General features: G+C 62.1%; 18 protein-coding genes. 13 read left to right on the top strand and 5 right to left on the bottom strand.

Translation table 11 applies throughout. The annotated features are described in order from the left end of the window. Window positions 1-66 precede the first annotated feature (66 nt). Window positions 67-1,608: a peptide MFS transporter gene (locus M0D66_RS30460; protein WP_211707949.1), complete on the bottom strand. Its 1,542-nt coding sequence runs from the start codon at window positions 1,606-1,608 to the stop codon at window positions 67-69. 944 nt (window positions 1,609-2,552) lie between these two features. Between M0D66_RS30460 and M0D66_RS30455 the strand changes: the two genes are divergently transcribed. The 7 genes from M0D66_RS30455 to M0D66_RS30425 all read left to right on the top strand — a co-directional run bounded on the left by M0D66_RS30455 (window position 2,553) and on the right by M0D66_RS30425 (window position 10,594). Beyond that, entirely contained in the window at window positions 2,553-3,125 is a 573-nt protein-coding gene (locus M0D66_RS30455) for a cupin domain-containing protein (protein ID WP_054040392.1), read from the top strand. 181 nt (window positions 3,126-3,306) lie between these two features. Further along, on the top strand, window positions 3,307-4,923 hold the full coding sequence (locus M0D66_RS30450) for a peptide ABC transporter substrate-binding protein (protein WP_200619295.1): 1,617 nt from the start codon (window positions 3,307-3,309) through the stop codon (window positions 4,921-4,923). A gap of 16 nt (window positions 4,924-4,939) precedes the next feature. After that, the gene (locus M0D66_RS30445) at window positions 4,940-5,878 is read left to right on the top strand and encodes an ABC transporter permease subunit (RefSeq protein ID WP_093634849.1); all 939 of its coding nucleotides are present in this window, start codon (window positions 4,940-4,942) and stop codon (window positions 5,876-5,878) included. A gap of 3 nt (window positions 5,879-5,881) precedes the next feature. Continuing rightward, the gene (locus M0D66_RS30440; protein ID WP_093634850.1) at window positions 5,882-6,796 is read left to right on the top strand and encodes an ABC transporter permease; all 915 of its coding nucleotides are present in this window, start codon (window positions 5,882-5,884) and stop codon (window positions 6,794-6,796) included. Window position 6,797: 1 nt separating this feature from the next. Next, window positions 6,798-7,793: an ABC transporter ATP-binding protein gene (locus M0D66_RS30435; protein ID WP_200572543.1), complete on the top strand. Its 996-nt coding sequence runs from the start codon at window positions 6,798-6,800 to the stop codon at window positions 7,791-7,793. Beyond that, a complete protein-coding gene (locus M0D66_RS30430) occupies window positions 7,790-8,818 on the top strand; it encodes an ABC transporter ATP-binding protein (protein WP_211700376.1) in 1,029 nt (342 codons plus the stop codon). The genes M0D66_RS30435 and M0D66_RS30430 overlap by 4 nt, the downstream gene beginning before the upstream one ends. 177 nt (window positions 8,819-8,995) lie before the next feature. Continuing rightward, a complete protein-coding gene (locus tag M0D66_RS30425) occupies window positions 8,996-10,594 on the top strand; it encodes an OprD family outer membrane porin (protein ID WP_211707492.1) in 1,599 nt (532 codons plus the stop codon). 115 nt (window positions 10,595-10,709) lie between these two features. Here M0D66_RS30425 and M0D66_RS30420 read toward each other — a convergent pair whose 3' ends face one another. The 4 genes from M0D66_RS30420 to M0D66_RS30405 form a co-directional block, all read right to left on the bottom strand. Then, window positions 10,710-12,137, bottom strand: a complete 1,428-nt coding sequence (locus tag M0D66_RS30420) for a cytochrome c (protein WP_211700374.1) — start codon at window positions 12,135-12,137, stop codon at window positions 10,710-10,712. Between the two features lie 2 nt (window positions 12,138-12,139). Further along, window positions 12,140-13,783, bottom strand: a complete 1,644-nt coding sequence (locus tag M0D66_RS30415) for a GMC family oxidoreductase (protein WP_211707491.1) — start codon at window positions 13,781-13,783, stop codon at window positions 12,140-12,142. 35 nt (window positions 13,784-13,818) lie between these two features. Further along, window positions 13,819-14,316 (bottom strand): sorbitol dehydrogenase family protein, encoded by a 498-nt coding sequence (locus tag M0D66_RS30410; RefSeq protein WP_208620657.1) that lies wholly within the window; start codon window positions 14,314-14,316, stop codon window positions 13,819-13,821. A gap of 385 nt (window positions 14,317-14,701) precedes the next feature. Further along, entirely contained in the window at window positions 14,702-15,580 is an 879-nt protein-coding gene (locus tag M0D66_RS30405) for an IclR family transcriptional regulator (RefSeq protein ID WP_211707490.1), read from the bottom strand. Between the two features lie 303 nt (window positions 15,581-15,883). Here M0D66_RS30405 and M0D66_RS30400 point away from each other — a divergent pair, with 303 nt between their 5' ends. Genes M0D66_RS30400 through M0D66_RS30375 form a run of 6 tightly spaced genes read left to right on the top strand, consistent with a single transcriptional unit; the run spans window position 15,884 to window position 21,662 of the window. Further along, on the top strand, window positions 15,884-16,975 hold the full coding sequence (locus M0D66_RS30400) for an ABC transporter ATP-binding protein (protein WP_093634857.1): 1,092 nt from the start codon (window positions 15,884-15,886) through the stop codon (window positions 16,973-16,975). Then, window positions 16,968-17,882 (top strand): ABC transporter permease, encoded by a 915-nt coding sequence (locus M0D66_RS30395; protein ID WP_200619289.1) that lies wholly within the window; start codon window positions 16,968-16,970, stop codon window positions 17,880-17,882. The genes M0D66_RS30400 and M0D66_RS30395 overlap by 8 nt, the downstream gene beginning before the upstream one ends. Before the next feature lie 16 nt (window positions 17,883-17,898). Continuing rightward, the gene (locus tag M0D66_RS30390) at window positions 17,899-18,693 is read left to right on the top strand and encodes an ABC transporter permease (protein WP_054040373.1); all 795 of its coding nucleotides are present in this window, start codon (window positions 17,899-17,901) and stop codon (window positions 18,691-18,693) included. Then, window positions 18,693-19,112, top strand: a complete 420-nt coding sequence (locus tag M0D66_RS30385) for a (2Fe-2S)-binding protein (protein WP_234486669.1) — start codon at window positions 18,693-18,695, stop codon at window positions 19,110-19,112. Before M0D66_RS30390 ends, M0D66_RS30385 begins: the two co-directional genes overlap by 1 nt. Then, window positions 19,109-20,542: an NAD(P)/FAD-dependent oxidoreductase gene (locus M0D66_RS30380; RefSeq protein WP_211707489.1), complete on the top strand. Its 1,434-nt coding sequence runs from the start codon at window positions 19,109-19,111 to the stop codon at window positions 20,540-20,542. Before M0D66_RS30385 ends, M0D66_RS30380 begins: the two co-directional genes overlap by 4 nt. Beyond that, window positions 20,535-21,662, top strand: a complete 1,128-nt coding sequence (locus M0D66_RS30375) for an FAD-binding oxidoreductase (RefSeq protein ID WP_211707488.1) — start codon at window positions 20,535-20,537, stop codon at window positions 21,660-21,662. The genes M0D66_RS30380 and M0D66_RS30375 overlap by 8 nt, the downstream gene beginning before the upstream one ends. Window positions 21,663-21,735: the final 73 nt, after the last annotated feature.

Below are 21,735 nucleotides of genomic sequence, written 5' to 3'. Positions count from 1 at the left end.
TAAAACGCAAAATGGCGCGCCTCGTATGACAGAGGCGCGCCATTTTTGTGGAACTACCGGAAGCGATTATTCCGCGACTGCCCCATTCAATGCAGCCGTTTGCCGCGCGTTCTCACGCGCTTCATCGCCGCAGCGCTGATGCTCACGCGAGAGCTTGCGCATCAGCGGCAACAGCAGCACGGCGATCAGCGCGCCCAACGCCGCAAGCCAGCCGAGGCCGTTAAACAACTTGGTATACAGCGGCAGCGATTCGAGCGGATCGAGATTGCCCGCCGGCATCTGCGCGAAGTTCGCCACCACGCTGCCCAGATACTGCGACACACCGGTCGCCACGAAGTAAGCGCCCATCATGAAGCCGCTCATCCGCGCCGGCACGTAGCGCGCGATCATCGCGAGGCCGAGACCGCTCACCAGCAGTTCGCCGAGTGAATACAAACCGTAGCCGCCCACCATGAACCACGACGACACGCGGCCGTTCACCGCATAGTTGCCGCTCGCCGCATAGACGAAGAAGCCGGCCGCCACCACCGCGAAGCCGAACGCATACTTCACCGCGACCGGCACGTCCTTGCCGCCCTTCGCGAGCTTCGTATAGAGCAGCGCGAGCACCGGGCTCAGCAACATGATCCAGATCGGATTGAGCGCCTGGAACTGTGCGGCGCTCCACGTGAACCACGTCTGACCGAACAGAATGAAACGCGGATCGACGTTGCGCAGCGCGAACAGCGTGAGCGAGGTCGACATCTGCACGTAGAACACGAAGAACAGGATCACCTGCGCGGTCAGGATCAACGCCGCCACCAGACCCGCGCGCTCCGAGCGTTCGCATTTCAACAGCATGTAGCCGAAGATCGCCAGAATCGCGACGCCCGCCGTGTACACGCAGGCCACCGCAATCGCCTTATGCTGCAGCACGAACATCGTGACCGCGCCGAGCACGATACCGCCCAGCGCAACCGCGCCGACGCGCTTCCAGCGGATCGGTTCGGCGTCCGGCGTGGAACCGATATGCGCGAGCGTGCGGAACATGATGAAGTAGTTCAGCACCGACAGCAGCATGCCGGCGCAGCAGACCGCGAATGCCGTATGCCAGCCCCAATGGTCCTTGATCCACGGCGTCGCGAGCATCGACACCGTCGAGCCGATATTGACCGCCATGTAATAGATCGTGAATGCGCTGTCGATGCGCGCGTCGTCGCCTTCATAGATGCGGCGCACGAGGTTCGCGGCGTTCGCCTTGAACAGCCCGTTGCCCACCACGATCACGCCGAGCGATGCATACATGTAGCTCAATTGCTCATTGGGCAACGCCAGCATGAGATAACCGGCTGCCAGCACGCCGGCGCCGAAGATCATCGTACGGCGCGCGCCGAGAATCTTGTCGCCGATCCAGCCCCCGATCGACGGCGATGCGTACACCAGCGCCGTAAACGCGCCCCACGTGAGGGTGGCATGGCTGTCGGTGAAGTTCAGCTTGTCGATCATGAACAGGACCAGCAGCGCGGCCATCCCGTAGTAGCCAAAGCGCTCCCACATCTCGATCAGAAAGACCGTCGAGAACGAACGGGTCTGCGAGACCGGCGCGCTGCGCGGATTGGACGAATTCATCATGTACCTCTTGTTCTTACGGTTGCAGCGGCGCGCGGACTGGCCACGCGGCGCGAAAAACTGGATCTGGGAAAACGGTAGGCGGAGCCCGCGCGACGCGGCACATGTATTTCCATCGGCATGTGCATAGCCAGCGGCGCGCTCATCTGCAAACCAAGCCGCAAAGTGAAACGCCTGCACCGGCAGAACCAGCAGAAAAACCAGGGAATGGGATGGAGGCCCGCCACGCGGGACGTCCCGAAGGGACTGCCCTTGGGGGACGCTGCGCCACATCGGGCTCGGGTTCCGGCAAGCGGAACGGGCTCAATGATAAAGCATTGTGGGGAACGGCTATCCGGCGGGCGGCAGATGGCGGCCGCGCCGGGCGGCGGGCACGCAGCCCGCGGCAGGAAAAATCGGCAGTGATAGTCATGTCCTCATGCCGGCGAGCGTTCTGATGGAACGTGCCGGACAATGCTCCGCCGTGCAGGATCGCTGCGTGCGGAATAAAAAACAGCGGCCGGCGCTGCGTCTGATACAAACACATGCGCCCATCCGCCAAGCGGGCCCGATTCTGCAAACAGAAACACCGTTCGTCACTCAGGGAATTCACTGATGCCACGCCAATTACCTGTTCTTACACGCCATATTCCATCGCTCCCCATTCGGGCGTGGCTGAAAATAGTCTTTGATGTCATGCCTTTAACGTCTCCTCATACTCAATCTGCATCAATGCCGAAATCCATTGCATACAGCAGTCTTTACCGCATCCGCTTCCAGTTTCTCGCCGATTACCGGTCAAAACGGCTGACGCGGATTTCGGTTCTGGCAACATAGAGCGTTGTCTCGAAATTGCGGCCCCTTGCACGACCGGGCGCTGAACGGCCCGCCACCCCGGCCTGGACCGCAATCAAACCATATTTACTTATATCAAACAAATTTTGACGGGCTAATTTCCTCCTGCTATGGTCACGACAATTCAAAAGAAGAATCCGGCACTCGAACTCGGCAGTAAGATCCGCGCGCTGCGGCAACGGCTCAAGCGCACGCTGGATGACACGGCAACAGCAGCGGGCATTTCCAAACCGTTTTTGTCGCAAGTCGAACGGGGTCTGGCGTCACCGTCCATCACTTCGCTGGCCGGGATTGCCCACGCACTCGGGGTGACGGTGCAGTATTTCGTCGACACGCCAAGCGAAGAACGCTCAGTGTGCCGCGGCGATCAGTTGAAGTTTTTCGGTTTTGCGGACTCGGCCAATCTGTTTGCACGGCTGACCAATCTGACGGGCGGCCGTCAGCTCGAAGCGATCCTCGTGAGGATGCCGCCCGGGCAGAAACGCTCGGAAGTCACCACGCATGCCGGGGAAGAGTTTGTTTATGTGATCGACGGCGAAGTGTCGTTGACGCTGGAAGGCAAGACGTTCGTGTTGCACGCGGGAGACAGCGCGCATTACGAATCGACGGTGCCGCACAGCTGGGTGAATACCGCACGCAAAGAGTCGGTAGTCGTCTGGGTGGGCACACCAAGACTGTTCTAAGAGGCAGGCACCTTTTCCGGTTGATCCGGCCAGGGTTCGCCTGCATTACGAAATGTAAGGAATCCTGCATGTCGCGCAATCAACACGGGCAACAAGGGCCGCCCCGGCCCGAGCACCGCAGATAACCGGGCGCTCCTGCGCCAGCGCGTTCTTCTCTCGACCTTTCCTGCGACCTCAACCGATGAAAACCCCGTTTGCTTACGCGACGGCGCTGACTGCGCTCGTCCTTACGTTTCAGCCCTCCGCCTTCGCCGTCAACGTACCCGCAGGTGTCACCCTCGCCGCCAGCCAGGAAATGACCCGCCAGGTGCCGGCCGAAACCGAATCGCTCGACCCCGCGCATATCGAATCCTGGACCGGCGACACGATCGCGCTCGACATGTTTGAAGGTCTAACGCGCATCGACGCGGCCGGCGCGATCGTGCCGGGCGTCGCGCAATCGTGGACGCGCACCGGGCCGACTACGTGGGTTTTCAAGCTGCGCCACGATGCGCGCTGGAGCAATGGCCAGCCGGTCACGGCGGCTGACTTCATCTATGCATGGCAACGCGTGCTCGATCCGAAAACCGGCTCGAAATACACAGTGCTGGTCGAATTCGTGAAGAACGCCAAGGCGATCCTCGCCGGCAAAGCGCCGCTGACGAGCCTCGCCGCACGTGCCGTCGATCCGTACACGCTCGAAGTCACCACCGAAGTGCCCGCCGCCTTCTTCCCGCAACTGACCGCCATGCCGGCCATGGTCCCGGTCAATCGTGACACCGTGACCAAATTCGGCGGCGACTGGACCCGTCCGGGCAATTTCGTCGGTAACGGCCCGTATGTGCTGACCGACTGGCAGCCGAGCAACCGGCTGGTGGCGTCCAAAAGCAGCACCTACTGGAACGCCAGCAAGGTCGTGATCACGAAAGTGACCTATCTGCCGATCGAAAACGACGAAACGGCGATGCGCATGTATCAGGCCGGCCAGTTCGATTACACGTATTCGATTCCGTCGGGCATCTATGCGCAGGTGAGCAAGCAGTTCGGCTCCGAACTGAAAACCGGCCTGCAGATCGCCACTTACTACTACAGCCTGAACAACGAAGACCCGGCATTCAAGGACAAGCGCGTGCGCCAGGCGCTGGCGATGGTGCTCGACCGCGACCTGCTGACCAAGCGTCTAACGGCCGACGGCGAGGTGCCGATGTACGGCCTGATCGCCAAGGGCACGGAAGGCTCGAACGTTTTCACGCCTGATTGGGCAAGCTGGCCGATGGCCAAGCGCGTCGATTACGCGCGCAACCTGCTGAAGGCCGCAGGCTATTCGGACGCGAAGCCGCTGACGTTCACCCTCACCTACAACACCAACGACCTGCACAAGAAAGTCGCGCTGTTTGCTACATCAGAATGGCGCACCAAGCTCGGCGTGACCGCCAAGCTCGAAAACGTCGAATATAAGGTGCTGCTCAAGCAACGCCACGACGGCAAGGTGCAGGCCTCGCGCGACGGCTGGTTTGTCGATTACAACGACGCCAACTCGTTTTTCGATCTGATACGCTGCAACAGCGTGCAGAACGATCAGCGCTACTGCAACCCGCAAGTCGACAAACTGGTCGATGAAGGCAACCAGCAGCTCGACGACGCGAAGCGCACCGCCCTGCTCACGCAGGCGCACGATCTGGCCATGAACGACTACCCGCTGGTGTCGCTCTTCCAGTACTCGGCGGACCGGCTCGTCAAGTCGTATGTCGGCGGCTACACGTCGACCAATTACGTCGACCAGCGCGCCACGCAAGACATGTATCTGATCAAGCACTAAGCGCGGGAGCACCGTCATGCTGGCTTACACGCTGCGCCGCACGCTCTGGGCGATCCCGACGATTCTCGCCGTGATCACCGCGTGCTATCTGCTGCTACACCTCACCCCCGGCGGGCCGTTCGACACCGAGAAACACCTGTCGGCGGCCGTGCTTGCGAACCTCAACGCCAAGTATCACCTCGACGAACCGCTGTGGCTGCAGTACCTCCACTACCTCGGCTCGTTGCTGCATGGTGATCTCGGCCCGTCGTTCCGCTACGCCGACTGGAGCGTCAACGATCTCGTGTGGAAGGCGTTGCCGGTGAGTCTTGGCGTCGGCGGCGTATCGGTGCCGATCGCACTGGTGATCGGCGTCACGCTCGGCACGCTGGCCGCGGTGCGGCGTGACCGCTTCGTCGATCACTTCGTGATGGTGCTCGGCAATATCGGCAATGTGGTGCCGCCGTTCGTGCTCGGACCGGTGCTGGTGTGGATCTTCGCGATCCTGCTGAAGACTTCTGAAGGCCACGGCTGGTTGCCGGCCGGCGGCTGGGGCGAAGGCGAGTGGCGCTATCGCGTGCTGCCGATCGTGCTGCTCGTCATCATCAACGTCGCCGGGATCGCGCGCGTGATGCGCGGCAGCATGATCGAAGTGCTGTCGGGCAACTTCATCCGCACGGCGCGCGCCAAAGGCCTGCCGGGCCGCACGATCGTGTTGCGCCATGCGATGAAGCCCGCGCTGATGCCGGTCGTGTCGCTGCTCGGCTCGATCTGCATCTCGTCGATCACCGCGGCCGTGGTCACCGAATCGGTGTTCGCGCTGCCGGGTCTCGGCCAGCTGGTCGTCAACGGCGCGATCAATCGCGACTACACCCTCGTGCTCGGCCTCGTCGTGCTGACGACCGCCGTCGCCGTGCTGTTCAATCTGCTGGTCGACCTCGCGTATGCATGGCTCGATCCGCGTATCCGGTACTGATCCATGTCCCGCTCATTTCAAACGACTGCCGCGGCGCTCGATCCGCTCGCGGCCATTGCCAACGCGCCGCGTTCGCGCGGCCCGCTCGCCACCGCTGCCGCGCGCTTCGTGCGCAACCGCGCGGCGTTCACCGGCTTTGTCGTCCTGCTGCTGATCGTGATTGCCTGCGTGGCCGGTCCGTGGTTCCTGCCGAACAACCCGATCGATAGCGACTGGAGCGCAATCAGCCTCGCGCCCACGCTGCAAAACATGCACTGGTTCGGCACCGACGAACTCGGCCGCGATCTGCTCGCGCGCACGCTGCAGGGCGGGCGCGTGTCGCTCGAAGTCGGCCTGCTCGGCACGCTGGTGTCGGGGCTGATCGGCGTGGCGTATGGCGCGACCGCCGGCTATTTGGGTGGCCGCGTCGACGCGGTGATGATGCGAATCGTCGACATGATGTACGCGATCCCCTACATGCTGATCGCCATCCTGATGATGACGCTGTTCGGCCGCGCGTTCTATCTGGTCGTGCTCACCATCAGCGCATTCTCCTGGCTCGACATGGCGCGCGTCGTGCGCGGTCAGACGCTGTCGCTGCGCTCGCGCGAATTCATCGACGCCGCCCGTGCGATCGGCGTGAGTTCGCGTTCGATCATCGCCCGCCACATCGTGCCGAATCTGTTCGGCGTGGTGGTGGTCTACGCGAGCGTGACGGTGCCGAATATCGTGCTGACCGAATCGGTGCTGTCGTTCCTCGGCCTCGGGGTGCAGGAACCCATGACGAGCTGGGGCGTGCTGATCCAGGACGGCGCGCAGAAACTCGATTCGATGCCCTGGCTGCTGCTGTGCCCGGCCGTGATGCTGTGCATCACACTGTATTCCGTGAATTTCGTCGGCGATGGTCTGCGCGACGCGTTCGACCCGAAGGACCGCTGACATGCCGCTACTCGAAGTCAAAGACCTGAGCGTGCGCTTCACGCGCCGCGAGGGCGCACCCGTCGACGCGGTGCAGCGCGTATCGTTTTCGCTCGAAGCGGGCCGCACGCTTGGCATCGTCGGTGAATCGGGCTCGGGCAAAAGCCAGACGGTGATGGCGCTGCTCGGTCTGCTGGCCGGCAACGGCAAGGTGTCGGGCGCCGCGACCTATCGCGGCGAGAACCTGCTGACGATGAACGAAGCCGAGTTGAATAAAATTCGCGGCGACCGCATCGGCATGATCTTTCAGGACCCGATGACCTCGCTCAACCCGTTCCTGACGATCGAACGGCAGATGACCGAGACGCTGCAACTGCATCGCAAGATGTCGCGCCGCGAAGCGCGCCGCCGTGCGATCGAAACGCTCGAAACGGTGCGTATTCCCGATGCTGCGCGGCGCATCAATATGTATCCGCACGAGTTCTCCGGCGGCATGCGGCAACGCGTGATGATCGCGATGGCTCTCCTCTCCGAGCCGGAAATCCTGATCGCCGACGAGCCGACCACCGCGCTCGACGTGACCGTGCAGGCGCAAATCATCGAGCTGCTGCGCGAACTGAACCGCGAACGCGGCACCGCAATCATTCTGATCACGCACGACATGGGCGTCGTGGCCGGTTTGTGCGACGACGTGATGGTGATGTACGCCGGCCAAACCGTCGAGCAGGCGAATGCCGCCACGCTGTTCGCCGCCCCGACCCATCCGTACACGATCGGTCTTCTGAACGCGCTGCCGCGCCTCACCGACGACGATGATCGTCCACTGCAAACCATTCCCGGCAACCCGCCCTTGCCCGGCGAAGTCGGCGAGGGCTGCGCATTCGCGCCGCGCTGCACGTATTGCTCCGACCGCTGCCGCGAGTCGCGGCCTGCGCTCATCGCGTCGCCTACATCTGCTGATGCGTTGCGCGCGTGCCACCGCCCGGTGCATGAAATCATGGAGGTACAACACGTATGAACGCCACTTCCATTGCAAGCCAGGGCCAAAGTCCGGCAACGCTGTTGACGGTCGACAATCTCAAGGTGCAATTCGGCGTGCCGCGCGGCGGCTTTCCGTGGTCCGGCAAAGCGACGCTGCGCGCGGTGGACGGCGTGTCGTTCAGCGTGCGGCGCGGCGAAACCGTGGGACTCGTCGGCGAATCGGGTTGCGGAAAATCTACACTCGCGCGCGCGATCATCGGCCTCGCGCCGGTGGCGAGCGGCAGCGTGCGCTGGCTCGACAAGGAAACCGTCCTGACGGGCGCGCAGCGCGATACCTCGCGCTTGCGCCGCGACGTGCAGATGATTTTCCAGGACCCGCTCGCCTCGCTCGACCCGCGTATGACGATCGAACAGATCGTCTCCGAACCCTTGCGCACGCATGGCCAGGACATCGCCCGCGCAGACGTGCAACGGCGCGTTCTGACGATGCTCGAACGCGTCGGCCTCAACGCGCAGCATCTGCGCCGCTATCCGCATGAGTTTTCCGGCGGCCAGTGCCAGCGCGTCGGCATTGCACGCGCGTTGATCGGTGAACCGCAACTGGTGATCTGCGACGAGCCGGTGTCGGCGCTCGACGTCTCGATCCAGGCGCAAATCGTCAACCTGTTGCGCGATCTGCAGCGCGAATTGTCGTTGTCGCTACTGTTCGTCGCGCACGACCTCGCGGTCGTCAAGGCGATCAGCCACCGCGTGCTGGTGATGTATCTGGGTCGTGTAATGGAGTTCGGCGACAAGCGCGACGTATATGGCACGCCGCGTCATCCGTACACGCGTGCGTTGCTGTCGGCCGTGCCGGTGCCCGATCCGGTGGTTGAGCGCGCACGCCGTCATCTGCTGTTGCGCGGCGAGATTGCGTCGCCGCTCAGCCCACCCTCCGGTTGCGCGTTTCGCACGCGCTGCCCGGATGCGATCGAAGCCTGCGCTAGCGAGATTCCGCAGGCTGTCACGCATGGCGCGAGCGCGACACGCGTCGCGTGCATTCGCGTGGGGGACGCCGCGTAGGACGTCTCCTCGAGGGATCGCTAAACAACCAGGTCTGAAAACTTAAAACCGTATTCCCCGGCGCGGCGGGCCGTCGCGCCGATGGATTCGTTCGTCCTGCCATCAGCGGGACGAACGATAAGCGTGGACTGGCTAACCGCCAGCCAAAGATTCACCAAAATAACAGAGACGTACACCATGAAAGATAGCCGAACAAAAAAGTGGTCAAAAAAAACCAATGCAGCCACCTTCTTTTACTGCGCATTCACGCTGCCCGCGCTGACCATCGGCGCGAGCGCCTACGCCGACGACGCGGTATTGGAGCCCACCTCCGATACAACGAAAACTCAAACACTCGCGCAAACGTTTCCGTCTCCTACGCAACGCTCGCAAGCAACGCCCTCGTCAGAAACTCCGCAAATTGCGCAAGCCACCACGTCCGGTAAGCGCAGAGCCGAACAGGGCGGCCAGGTGCGCAACGATCAACCCGACACGACTAACGCCGTCGTCAACGCGGAAGCCAATCAGACAGTCACGCCACCCACGCCCCTGTCGAGCCAGGCGGCGAGCAAAGGCTTTATCGCCGATAGTCATCTGAACCTGCAGTTCCGCAACTACTCCGACTACTTCCAGGCGCCCAACGCGATCTATCGTCACGCATGGGTTCAGGGCGCGCAAGCCAACTATGAGTCCGGCTTCACCCAAGGCCTGGTTGGCTTCGGTTTCGACGCGTCACTGTTCGCCGCGCTCAAGCTCGACGGCGGCAACGGCGCCGGCAACATGGTGCACGTCGGCAAGGACGGCGGCGGCTCGCAGCAGCTCGCGTGGGCTTACCCCGGCATGTATGACATCAAGGGACGCATTTCAGAAACGGTCGTGAAGTACGGTCTGCAGACCGTCACCAACCCGTTCCTCGAACCGCATGACAACCGCGCGCTGCCGCCGACTTTCCTCGGTGTCTCGTTGGTCAGCAACGATCTGATTCACACCACGCTCGAAGCCGGCAGTTTCACCAAGGTCGACGCACGCGGCCACACGAACCTGACTAACCTGACCACCTCGTACGGCGGCACGCGCATCGACCGCCTGACCTACGTGGGCGGTACGTGGCACTACGCGAAGAACGGCGAAATGGCGCTGTACGTCGACCAGGCGGACGACGTCTGGCGTCAGTACTACGGCTCGGTCGCGCAATCGTTCGGCGACCCCACCACGATCAAGTGGAGCGGTCTCGCGAATATCTACTCGACGCACGACACCGGCGCATCACGCCAGGGGCATATCAACAGCAACGCGTACAGCCTGTCGGTTTCCGCACAGCACGGCCCGCACGCGCTGCTGCTCGGCTATCAGCAAGTGCTCGGCGACCAGTTCTTCGACTACGTCAACGAGACCAACGGTATCTACCTGACCAACTCGATGGACGTCGACTACAACGCGCCGCATGAGCAATCGCTGCAATTGCGCTATACGTTCGACGGCAAATACGCCGGTGTGCCGGGACTCAAGGCGATGTTCTGGGGCGAATATGGCTGGGGTGCGGATGCGTCGGCAGGTGCCGCTGACAATGCTTCGGCGTCGGCACCGCTGCATAACCTGTACTGGAAGAACGGCGAACCGGTGCACGGCCACCATCACGAGTTCGGCTTCATTCCGAGCTATACGCTGCAAAGCGGTCGCTTCAAGGACACCAAGGTCACGTTCATCGCGATGTGGCACAACGCCTCGCGCTATTACTCCGATGGCAACAACATGGAGTACCGGTTGGTCGTGAATGTGCCGGTGAAGGTGTTCTGACCCAACGGTCGTGAAAGAACGCCGGGACCGTGAAGGTCTGAGCAAAGCGACTCGTCCGTAGTTGCTGCCGGCGTTGGCCGCGCTGAAGAGCGCGGCCAATCGAACTTTTTTCAGGTCACGCAGCGCGCCTCTTTCTACGGCGGACGACGAAAAAAATCACGATAAGCACGACGACTACCGCGCCTGCCGCCATGCCTCCTCTTGCAAGCGCGATAAGGTTGGACGAGGGGCCACCGCTGCGAATCTCGGCAACGTCTTCCTCGGTGATGGTTGCATCGGCGCGTCCATACTGCTTCAGCACGTAATTGCCCAGTAGCGCGATGTCCCGGTTGGTGAGCTGCATGGCATCGGTTGGCTTGCCGCCGAATCCCGGCATGAACGCCTGCCCAGCCGATGTCTTGCGATCCACACCATACAGAATGGCGGCAATCAGGTTGTTCGGATCGCGCGCGCCTGTCGCCGAGTTGTGGAAGAGGCTCGGGAAATAGCCGTCCTTGCTGCCTTCACCATGAGCCGAGTGACAGGACGCACAACTGCCCTGGAATAACTCCGCACCGCTCGGGTTGGCCTCGCCGACCGTTTGAATGCCGTCGGCTCCGCGCAACGTACTCAATTCCGACGATATCTTCCCCGCAGTAAAACGCGTGCCTGCATCGGCCGAATCACGAATAGCCGGAACGCTCTTGACGTAAGTGGCGATCGCGTCGATGTCCGCCATATCGAGGTACTGGAAACTGTGCTCGACGGCTTCACCCATGCTGCCCGCTGCCTGAGCCTTTCCCTGTACGCGCCCTGTATGCAGATACTGCGCGAGCTCCTCTTTCGTCCAGTTGCCAATGCCGCTAACCGTATCGGACGTTATGTTGGGGGCATACCACGGCCCGACCTGCGCGCCGCCCAACTCACGGCTCATGTCCTCCTGCATCAGGAAGCCACGCGCGGTATGGCAGGTGCTGCAATGCGCAGGGCCTTGCACCAGATATGCTCCGCGGTTCCATTCCACCGATTGCTGCGGGTCCGGCGCATAGGGTTTCGTGTCGAGGAACAGCAGATTCCAGCCCTTCATCGATGCGCGGATGTTCATCGGAAACGGCAGACTCGTCGTTGGGCCCGGCTCGTCAACCGGCTTCACTTCGTGCATGAAGTACGCGTACAACGCCTGCGTGTCCACGTCCGTCAAGCGCGCGTACGACGTGTACGGCATCGCGGGATAGAGGTTGGCACCATCGCGCCTGATACCCTGACGCAGCGCGCGCGAAAAGTCCTCTTCTGTGTACCGCCCTATCCCGCTGTCCATCGACGGCGTGATGTTCGTCGAATAGATCGTGCCCACCGGGGTGCTAATGGGCAAGCCGCCGGCAAATGGCTTCTTGCCTGGCGCGGTGTGGCAGGCAACGCAATCCGATGCCGTCGCCAGATACGCTCCGCGCTTGATCAATTCCGCCGTCTGATCCGGAGCGTCGGCGGCATGCGCACAGACAGCAACGAACATTCCGGCAAGGGCCGCCGATAGTCGGCCATGGCGAATACGGATGTTGCGCATGATTAGCCGTGTTTGAGTTGAGCGACGATCGCGTCGCCGGCCTTCAACGCCAGCGCCGCCATTGTGATCGTGCTGTTAACGCCGCCGCCGGTGGTCATTGCGGCGCCGCCCGGCAGGAAAAGGTTGTGGTGATCGTGTGCGCGACAATCCACGTCGACGACCGAAGTCGCAGGATCTGCGCCCGTGATGCAGCCGCCCATGATGTGATCGCTGTTGAGAAACTCAGGCGATATGTCCACCTTGGTCGCGCCGAGCTCAGCCGCGAGCCGCTTCAGCAAAGGTACGGTGTATTCCTTCGCGCTGAGGCGAACGTAGTCGCTGACGTCGTAGTAGATGTTCGGCTTGTTGATGCCCAGCCAATCCTTCTTGCTCGACAAAGTCAGGCGGTTGTATGGCAAAGGAAGCGGTTCATGCTCGACGGTCAGCTTCGCCGTACAGGCGGAAAGCCGGCGAATCTCGGCGTCCAGTGCTTTTCCGACGAGCCCCTTCTTCAAGGCGGCGACACCACCGATCGCGCTACGCGCCGCGTTTTCCATGCGAAACATGGCGCCCGTATAACGGCTGCGGAACTCACCCTGCGTCGTGTTCAAAATACTGCTGCTCTGCACCGGCCCGACCCCGGTCCACAACGGTTCGCTCAATTCGACTTCGGCAACCAGCTTGGGCTGATCCATCATGTTGCGGCCAACCTGATCGGAGCTATTCGCCACACCGTTCGGATTGCGCTCGTCTTTGGATAGCAGCAAGACCTTCGGCGTCTCGATCCCATTGCACGCGATCACGAACACCTTGCCCGTGACCTTGTGCGACTGCTTGTCGGAATCAAAATAGTGCACGGCCTGCACCGCGTTCTTCTCGCCGGTTTCGACTTTATAGACGACAGCGTTGGCGAGGATGCGGCCACCCTTCGACTCGATCCGGGGCAACGCAGTCGCCGCGTCGTATTTCGCTGCGATGGGGCAGACGGGAAAGCAATTGTTGTTGCCGCAGCATGGCGGGCGTCCTTGATACGACACGCCACTGTTGCGTGCCTGAGGCGCCGGTAGATTCACGAGACCCAGTTTTGCAGCCACTTCGGTAAATCGCTGCTCGCCAGGGCCGAACGGAATCGGGCCCATCGGATAGGGCCTCGAGCGCTTTGCGTTCGGCGGCCATTGCAGTGCAGGATCTGAAGGTCCGCACACGCCGATCGCGTACTCCGCACGCGTGTAGTAAGGCTCGAGCACATCGTAGCTGAATGCCCAGTCACGACCGACGCCGTACAGGCTCTTCATGCGCATGTCTTCCGGTGTGATGCGCCAGCAAATGCCTGCCCAGTGCCAGGTCGCGCCGCCGGCGTAGCGCACATAACCTTGCATGTAAGCACGTGCATTCGGACCTTCCAGTTGAAGGTATTCTTCCTGCTCATGCGGCGTGCGCGTCTCGAGATGCGGCGCCCACGGTCTGGGTGGATAAGGCGCGTCCCAATGAGTTCGAAGGTTCGGTGGAAGGTTGCGGTAATTTTCGACGATTCGCCAGCGGTCGACTCGAGGTCCAGCTTCCAGCATCAACACGGACAATCCCGCGTCCAGGGCCTGCTCGGCGATCAGGCAGCCCACCACCCCTGTGCCCACGACGACGAGATCGGCGCTGTCATCAGTTGCCATCTTGAAGTTTCCTTATATTCGACGCGTGAGCGAAATCAGAATTTGGGCATATCGGTGAGCGGCGGGGCGTCGGCATTCCACCCGTTCGGCCCGGACTTCGCATACGAAGGAATCGTCATGACGTCCCGTGTGGGTTGGTACATCAGCGCGTTCTCGTAGGCGAATACCTGGGCATCCGGCGCATCGACCGCCACGCCCATATACCAGGCGGAGATAATCGAAAGTGCTGTTTCCTTAAGCGGGCCTTCTGGCACGTCGGGGAAAAAGTCCTCCACGATTCGCGCGTCCTTCTTGCTCGCGATGGCGAGAAGGGCCGGCACGTCCTGGGCAAGTGTCGGTCGTAGGGTGGTTAGCGCAGCGACAATACGCTTGCCGATCTCCGCATCAAGTTGGTGCGGGATCAAGAGCTTCGAGAGCTGCATGAACGGCGTATCGGCTTCGGGCAAGAGCGCCGGCAGCGCCGGACCTGCGGCGAGACTGCCGGCCAGAAGCGTGCCGCCAATTATTACCTTGCGGCGCGACAGGTTGAACATCGACGGAGAGTCGTCACGATCTCGAGCAGGCATATGCTGTCACCTCGCAGCCAGAGAAACTGCAATGGGTTGTTTGGAAGCACGGTTCTACGTCGCGAACAGGAGTAGCCGGCATCAGAAGGCGCCTCGATCGTGCGCCCTGCTGAAAGCGATGCCCGCTTCGGTTGTCGTTGCCGGCATTGATGCAGCCCTCAATTGTTGAGAATAGCTCTTGGGAGCAATCTAGCAAGCGAGATTCGACAGCGGTATTAGATGTTTATGTTGTATCCGCGTGACGCCGTCATGAAAGCGCGTTGGCAGAACATGACCGGAAGCCAAAAAAATCGAAGGGCGTCACGTTATGGCCAGACGTGACGCCCTTTGCGCTTTCAGCTTCAGTTTCGGATTACCCCGCGATCCGCTCCGTTGTCATAGCCCGCGACAAACCGTGCATCGGCCGACGCAGCGCGACGTCGAAGGGATTGGTTTGCGGGCCGATCGCATCTGCCTGGCGGCGCAGCAACTCGACCACCATCGGCAGACGATCGTCGCCTAGACGCGCCGCCAGCGTGCCCACGCTCAGCGCCGCCACTGCCACTCCGGTGCGATCCAGAATCGGCACCGCCACACCCGCCATGCCGTCGAGCACTCCGCTATTGCGACCCGCGTAACCGAGTTGGCGCACACGCTCGATCTCGGTGCGTAAATACACTTCGTCGAGCACGCCATAGCCGCGAATGCGCGGCACGTTAAAGCGGATGATCTCTTCGCGCTCCGCTTCCGGCAGGAACGCGAGAATCGCCAGACTCCCCTGCCCGACACCCAGGGCCACGCGCCCGCCAATATCGCCGGTGAACGAGCGAATCGGAAACGGCCCTTCGCAGATGTCGAGACACACCGCGTCGAAGCTGCTTTTGACCAGCAGAAAAATCGTGTCGCCAAGACTCGCGCACAGCCGCAGCAACGCGGGACGGCACAGCGTGCGCATGCCGCTCGGATTGCCGGCCTGCGCGGCGAGCGCGAAGAAATCGACACTCAGCCGATACAGCTTCGAATTTTCGTCCTGTTCGACGATGCCTTCCGCGATCAGCGCATGAAGAATGCGGTGCACCGTGCCTTGCGTGAGACCCACCGCCTTCGCGAGACGCGTGACGCGGCCGCCGTCGGGTTGCGCTTCGGATAACGCACGGATCACAGCAAAAGCGCGCTCCAGCATCCCCGGGCCGGGTGGACTGCCCGCATCGGCCAGTGCGGGATCGGCATCTCGTTGGGTGGTAGCATTCATCTCAGGTGCTCCGAATTATTTCATTGACCGGAACACTATAGAGGGAATTATCCGCGAATGGAATATTCCCGGCACGCCCGTTCCATTTGCACTTCATTCTGATTCATAGGGATTTTCCGGAGATCATGGAACGGAAGAGTTGATACCAGTCTTGCCGAATATATTCCGTTCATCGGAATTTTTTCTAAACTTATACCGGCAAACGGAATTTGAAATTGACGCCATGCAATTTGGCTGGATAGAGTCGGCTCCATCGAGGCAGTAGCCGATTGAACCGGTGTCGATCCATCCAAAGGCCAGATCATGTCGTTCCTCACACTCACGGACGTAGCGAAATCGTTCGGCGATCTGCAGGCAGTCGCCGACGTGAACCTGTCGGTTGAGAAAGGCGAGTTCGTTTCGCTGCTCGGACCGTCGGGTTGCGGCAAGACCACCACGTTGCAGATGATCGCGGGCTTCGTCGAAACGACGCGCGGCCGCATCACGCTCGACGGCCGCGACATCACGCACATGAAGCCGAACAAACGCGGCCTCGGCATCGTGTTCCAGAGCTACGCGCTGTTTCCGCATATGAGCGTCGCGGACAACGTCGGCTTCGGTCTGGAGATGCGCAACATCGACAAGGCCGAACGCAAGGAACGTGTGCGCGAAGCGCTGGCACTGGTACGGCTCGATACGCTCGCGCACCGTTTTCCGCGCGAGTTGTCCGGCGGTCAGCGGCAGCGTGTGGCGATTGCTCGCGCGATCGTGATCGCGCCGCCCGTGCTGCTGCTCGACGAACCGATGTCGAACCTCGACGCCAAGCTGCGCGAAGACATGCAGTTCGAACTGCGCGCCATTCAACGCAAGATCGGCACGACCACCATCATGGTCACGCACGACCAGTCGGAAGCGCTGTCGATCAGCGACCGCGTAGTGGTAATGGAAGCCGGCCGCATTACGCAGATCGACACGCCGTACGAAGCGTACGAACGGCCTGAGAACAGATTCGTCTCGCAGTTCATCGGCAAGGCGAACATGCTGCCTGGCACCGTGGTGTCGCGCGACGGCGACGCGATCCGCATCGACCTTGGACATGACCTCGCGGAGACAGGCCATACCGCGCAACTGCCGGCGCGCGAACGCGTGATCGGCGTCGGCGACGCGGTCACGTTGTGCATTCGTCCGGAAAAACTGCGCCTGTGCGCGCCGAATGCGGGACGTCTGGCGGCCACCGTGACGAGCCGCTTCTTCCTCGGCAGTCAATGGTTGTACCGCGTGGACAGCCGGCTCGGCGAAGTGCTGGTGTGCTGCCAGAACGAAGGCACCGAGCCGCTGCCGGAAGGCACGGCGGTCGGCGTCGACTGGAATAGCGAGGCGATCCGCTTCATTCAACGGGATGCGCATCATGGCTAGTACGCTGCCCGCTTCGAACGACGACAGCGTGAAGACCGGCAACGCGCGCCGCGCCCCGTGGCACGCATTCCTGCCCTTATGGCTGATGTGCGCGCCGGCTTTCCTGTTGTTTGCGACGCTGGTGCTGGTGCCGCTCGTCATGACGCTGGTGCTGACGTTCTACCGCTTCGATCCGGCGAGCGGCCCGCTCGCCGCGTTCCAGTTCGGCAATTACGCGGAAGTGCTGCAATCGTCGTATTTCCACACGATCTTCCTGCGCACCTTCGGCATCGCCTTTCTGACCACCCTGCTGTGCGTCGTGATCGGTACGCCCGAAGCCTACGTCCTGTCGCGCATGCGCGATCCGTATCGCTCGATGTTCCTGTTGATCATTCTCGCGCCGCTGCTGGTCTCGGTCGTGGTGCGCGCGTTCGGCTGGAGCATGCTGCTCAATAGCAATGGTCTCGTGAATCAGGCGTTCGGTCTTGTCGGGCTTGGACCGTACAAGCTTGAATACACCACTTTCGCAATCGTCATCGCACTGGTGCACGTCATGCTGCCGTTCATGGTGATTCCGGTGTGGACCGCGTTGCAGAAACTCGACCCGCAAACGGAAAATGCCGCGCTTTCGCTGATGGCGTCGCCCGCCACGACCTTGCGCCGCATCGTGTTGCCGCAACTCACGCCGGGCATCCTGTCGGGCAGCCTGATGGTGTTCGGCCTGTCGGCGAGCGCGTTCGCGATTCCCGGCCTGCTCGGCGGACGGCGCCTGAAAGTGGCCGCCACCGCCGTCTATGACGAATTCCTCGGTTCGCTCAACTGGCCGCTCGGCGCGACTATCGCGCTCCTGTTGCTGGTCGCGAATCTGATCGTGATGCTCACTTACTACCGGGTTCTGGAACGCAAGTACACCAGAAGCCTCGGCTGAACCTCGCGAGATCATCATGAGAAAAAACGGCCCGATTGCGCTGATTTTCCACACGCTCGTCATCGCGTTCGTGCTCGCGCCGCTCGTGATCGTCGTGCTGGTCGCCTTCACGCCCGATGAAACGCTCACGCTGCCCACACACGGCGTATCGCTGCGCTGGTTCCGCGCGATCCTCAACTACCCGGACTTTATCTCGGCGTTCTTCAACAGCCTGAAGCTGGCGTTTGCCTCGGCAACGTTGTCTTTGATCGTCGCTTTGCCTGCCGCGTTGGCCATTGGTCGTGCGCGCTTTCCGGGACGCGGGTTTCTTAACGGCTTATTGCTGTCGCCGCTGGTGATTCCCGGTCTCGTGCTCGGTATCGCACTGCTGCGCTTCTTCGCACTGATCGGCGCGACCGGTTCGTTCGCGTGGCTCGTGCTCGCGCACATGATCATCATCACACCGTTCGTGATGCGGCTCGTACTGGCCTCGGTCAGCGGTCTCGACCGCAGCGTCGAACATGCCGCGCATTCGCTCGGCGCCGACGCATGGACCACGTTTCGCCGCATCACCTTCCCAATGATTCTGCCGGGCATTACCGGCGGCTGGTTGCTCGCGTTCATCAACAGTTTCGACGAATTGACCATGTCGATCTTCGTCACCTCGCCGCAAACCGTCACGCTGCCGGTACGTATGTATATGTACGCGACCGAATCGATCGACCCGATGATGGCCTCCGTTTCCGCGCTGGTGATCTTCATTACGGCCGGCGCGATGCTGCTGCTCGATCGCGTGTACGGGCTCAACCGGATTCTGATCGGCCAGCACTGATGTCTTCTACTGCTCTCTCTAACATGCCGTCGAATTTGCCGTCCTCCGAATCCGCCGTGCCGCAACGCGATGCGCAATTCGTTCGCGTTGCGGAGACGCAGCGTGAACCGCTTAGCTTTTTTATCGATGGTCATGAAGTCGCCGCGTTGCAAGGCGATACGCTGCTCACCGCCGTGCTGATGCAACAACGTCGCGTGCGCGAAAGCGAATTCAGCGGCGCGCCGCGCGCCGGATTCTGCCTGATCGGCGCTTGCCAGGATTGCTGGATGCGGACCGAAGAGGGTCTGCGTTTGCGCGCGTGCTCGACGCTGGTGACGCAGGGTATGCGGGTGGTTACTCGGCTCGCTGAGGTTACTTTCGTTGCCGGTCCTGCTTCCGCTGCCAGCTCCGTCGTGACGGCAAACGGAGAAACGCAATGAGCAACGAACACCGTGTAGTGATCGTCGGCGCGGGACCGGCTGGCGTGCGCGCCGCCGAGACACTCGTTGCAGCGGGCGTCAAGCCCATCGTGCTGGATGAAAACGCCCGCTGGGGCGGGCAGATTTATCGTCAACCGCCCGCGAACGGCGCGTTCCAACGCTCGAAGAAAACGCTCTATGGTTTTGAAGCGCACAAAGCCGAAGCGTTGCACTCGACGATGGCCACACTGCTTCCGCACCTCGACTATCGCCCCGACACACTCGCCTGGGCTTGTGCACCGGGTCGCCTCGATACGTTGCACGCAGGACGCGAAATCAGCGTGCCGTTTTCGCATCTGATCATCGCAAGCGGCGCCACCGATCGCGTGCTGCCGGTGCCGGGCTGGACACTGCCAGGCGTCTACACGCTGGGCGCGGCGCAAGTCGCTTTGAAGGCGCAAGGCTGTGCGATCGGCCAGCGCGTGGTGCTCGCTGGCACCGGGCCGCTGCTCTACCTCGTGGCCTATCAGTACGTGAAGGCAGGCGTACAAGTGGTGGCCGTGCTCGACGCGAGTCCCCTATCGCAGCAGATTGCCGCGGCGCCGAAACTCGCGCGGCAACCTGCTACGTTCGCCAAAGGGCTGTACTACGTCGGCTGGCTAAAGATGCACGGCGTGCGGATCGAACGCGATGTGAACCTGATCGGTATTCATGGCGACCAAGGCGTGAGTGCGATTGAATGGCGCTCTTCAACCGTTGGCTCGAAGACCGAAACCCTCGCATGCGACGCCGTCGGCATCAGCTTCGGCCTGAAGCCTGAAACCCAGCTTGCCGATCTCGCCGGGTGCCGCTTCCGCTTCGATACGCACAACCGTTGCTGGCTGCCCGAGCTCGACCCGGCCGGCCGCAGCACCGTGCGAGGCATCTATTTGGCTGGCGACGGTGCTGGCATCGCGGGCGCCGACGCTGCCGAACTCGCCGGGCGTCGCACGGCATTGGCGCTACTCGACGACCTCGGCATCGCGCATCCGCGTGGTCCAGGCATGCGCGACGCAGCGGCCCTCGAGCGAAGCCTTCAACGTATCGCTGTGTTTCGCCAAGGTATCGAAGCGGCATTTGCGCCGCCCGCAAAATGCGCAGCGCAGTGGCCCGACGACATGACCGTGTGCCGCTGCGAGGAAATCGATGCAGGCACCTTGCGGCGCTGCATTCGCGGAGGCGAAGCGAACGAGATCAATCGACTGAAAGCGCTCACGCGTGTCGGCATGGGCCGTTGCCAGGGCCGCATGTGCGGTGAAGCAGCATTGACGCTGCTGGCCGAAGAAACCGGCAAACCCCTCGAAGCCGTTGGCCGTTTGCGCAGCCAGCCGCCTGTCAAACCGATTCCGCTATCGCCCGCTATGTATGCCGACGACGTCGCCGAGATTCCCGAGGAGGCGCGCGATGAGTGACACCCTGCACTACGACGTGGCGATTGCGGGCGGCGGACTGGTCGGCTCATCGGCAGCATTGGCGCTCGCGCGACGCGGCTTGCGCGTGGGCCTGTTCGAGCGGCGCTATTGCGGCGCACAGGCAAGCGGCGTGAACTACGGCGGCGTGCGCGTCCAGGGACGACCGGCCGAACAGATGCCGCTCGCCATGCGTGCACGGCGCATCTGGGACGGCTTGCCGGAGCTGATCGGCATCGACGGAGAATTCACCGTGTCAGGACATTTGCGGCTCGCGCGCAGCGAAGCCGATCTTGCCGCGCTCGAAGCATGGGCGGACATGGCGCGCGGCCACGGACTGCAAGCGCAGGTCATCGGCGGCGCCATGTTCCGGCAACGTTATCCGTGGCTGGGCGCGGCAGCCGTCGGCGGCTCGCTTTGTGCGACCGATGGCCATGCGAATCCGCGTCTGGTCTCACCCGCGTTCGCACGTGCCGCGCGCGCCGCAGGCGCGGACGTGCGCGAGCAAACCGAACTGACCGATATCCATCACGACGGCACACGCTTCCAGTTACGTGCCGGCGACACGCGCATCAGCGCCGACTGGCTGATCAATTCCGCCGGCGCATGGGCGAATACGGTTGCCGGGTACTTCGGCGAAACCGCACCGATGAAACCGATCTACCCGAACATGTGGGTTACCGAGCCGCTGCCGCATTTCATCACGCACAACCTCGGCGTGTACGGCGGCGGCATTTACGCACGGCAAGTGGCGCGTGGCAATTGCGTGATCGGCGGCGGGCGCGGACATGGCGACGGCGAATACGGTCAACCGTCGACGGAAACCACCCGCGCCGTGATGCGCGATGCGTGCGCCCTGCTGCCGCCGCTACGCGAGGCGCTGCTGATTCGCACATGGAGCGGCGTGGAAGGCGAGACGCCCGACAGCAATCCGATCATCGGTGCGAGCCGCACGATACCGCGTTTGCTGCATGCATTCGGCTTTTCGGGCGGCGGTTTTTTGCTGGCGCCAGGGGTCGGCGAAATACTCGCGGATCTCGTGATCGACGGCGCCACAGCCACCCCGCTCGACGCTTTTTCGATCAATCGCTTCGCTGCTGTTGCTGCGCCATCCGTCGCCTAGTTGTCGCTTATTGCCTACCGCTTACCGCTTTGCTATCGCCCAGTCATCGCCTCGTTATCGATTAATGAAACTC

Source organism: Paraburkholderia sp. SECH2 (assembly GCF_030464795.1).
GTDB lineage: Bacteria > Pseudomonadota > Gammaproteobacteria > Burkholderiales > Burkholderiaceae > Paraburkholderia > Paraburkholderia aspalathi.
The sequence above is the reverse complement of the archived record's forward strand: the minus strand, read 5'-3'. Positions and strand labels throughout refer to the sequence as shown.

Excerpts from the sequence above, each read along its gene's own strand:
- M0D66_RS30460 (WP_211707949.1), bottom strand. The coding sequence starts at position 1,608 with ATGAATTCGTCCAATCCGCGCAGCGCGCCGGTCTCGCAGACCCGTTCG.
- M0D66_RS30455 (WP_054040392.1), top strand. The coding sequence starts at position 2,553 with ATGGTCACGACAATTCAAAAGAAGAATCCGGCACTCGAACTCGGCAGT.
- M0D66_RS30450 (WP_200619295.1), top strand. The coding sequence starts at position 3,307 with ATGAAAACCCCGTTTGCTTACGCGACGGCGCTGACTGCGCTCGTCCTT.
- M0D66_RS30445 (WP_093634849.1), top strand. The coding sequence starts at position 4,940 with ATGCTGGCTTACACGCTGCGCCGCACGCTCTGGGCGATCCCGACGATT.
- M0D66_RS30440 (WP_093634850.1), top strand. The coding sequence starts at position 5,882 with ATGTCCCGCTCATTTCAAACGACTGCCGCGGCGCTCGATCCGCTCGCG.
- M0D66_RS30435 (WP_200572543.1), top strand. The coding sequence starts at position 6,798 with ATGCCGCTACTCGAAGTCAAAGACCTGAGCGTGCGCTTCACGCGCCGC.
- M0D66_RS30430 (WP_211700376.1), top strand. The coding sequence starts at position 7,790 with ATGAACGCCACTTCCATTGCAAGCCAGGGCCAAAGTCCGGCAACGCTG.
- M0D66_RS30425 (WP_211707492.1), top strand. The coding sequence starts at position 8,996 with ATGAAAGATAGCCGAACAAAAAAGTGGTCAAAAAAAACCAATGCAGCC.
- M0D66_RS30420 (WP_211700374.1), bottom strand. The coding sequence starts at position 12,137 with ATGCGCAACATCCGTATTCGCCATGGCCGACTATCGGCGGCCCTTGCC.
- M0D66_RS30415 (WP_211707491.1), bottom strand. The coding sequence starts at position 13,783 with ATGGCAACTGATGACAGCGCCGATCTCGTCGTCGTGGGCACAGGGGTG.
- M0D66_RS30410 (WP_208620657.1), bottom strand. The coding sequence starts at position 14,316 with ATGTTCAACCTGTCGCGCCGCAAGGTAATAATTGGCGGCACGCTTCTG.
- M0D66_RS30405 (WP_211707490.1), bottom strand. The coding sequence starts at position 15,580 with ATGAATGCTACCACCCAACGAGATGCCGATCCCGCACTGGCCGATGCG.
- M0D66_RS30400 (WP_093634857.1), top strand. The coding sequence starts at position 15,884 with ATGTCGTTCCTCACACTCACGGACGTAGCGAAATCGTTCGGCGATCTG.
- M0D66_RS30395 (WP_200619289.1), top strand. The coding sequence starts at position 16,968 with ATGGCTAGTACGCTGCCCGCTTCGAACGACGACAGCGTGAAGACCGGC.
- M0D66_RS30390 (WP_054040373.1), top strand. The coding sequence starts at position 17,899 with ATGAGAAAAAACGGCCCGATTGCGCTGATTTTCCACACGCTCGTCATC.
- M0D66_RS30385 (WP_234486669.1), top strand. The coding sequence starts at position 18,693 with ATGTCTTCTACTGCTCTCTCTAACATGCCGTCGAATTTGCCGTCCTCC.
- M0D66_RS30380 (WP_211707489.1), top strand. The coding sequence starts at position 19,109 with ATGAGCAACGAACACCGTGTAGTGATCGTCGGCGCGGGACCGGCTGGC.
- M0D66_RS30375 (WP_211707488.1), top strand. The coding sequence starts at position 20,535 with ATGAGTGACACCCTGCACTACGACGTGGCGATTGCGGGCGGCGGACTG.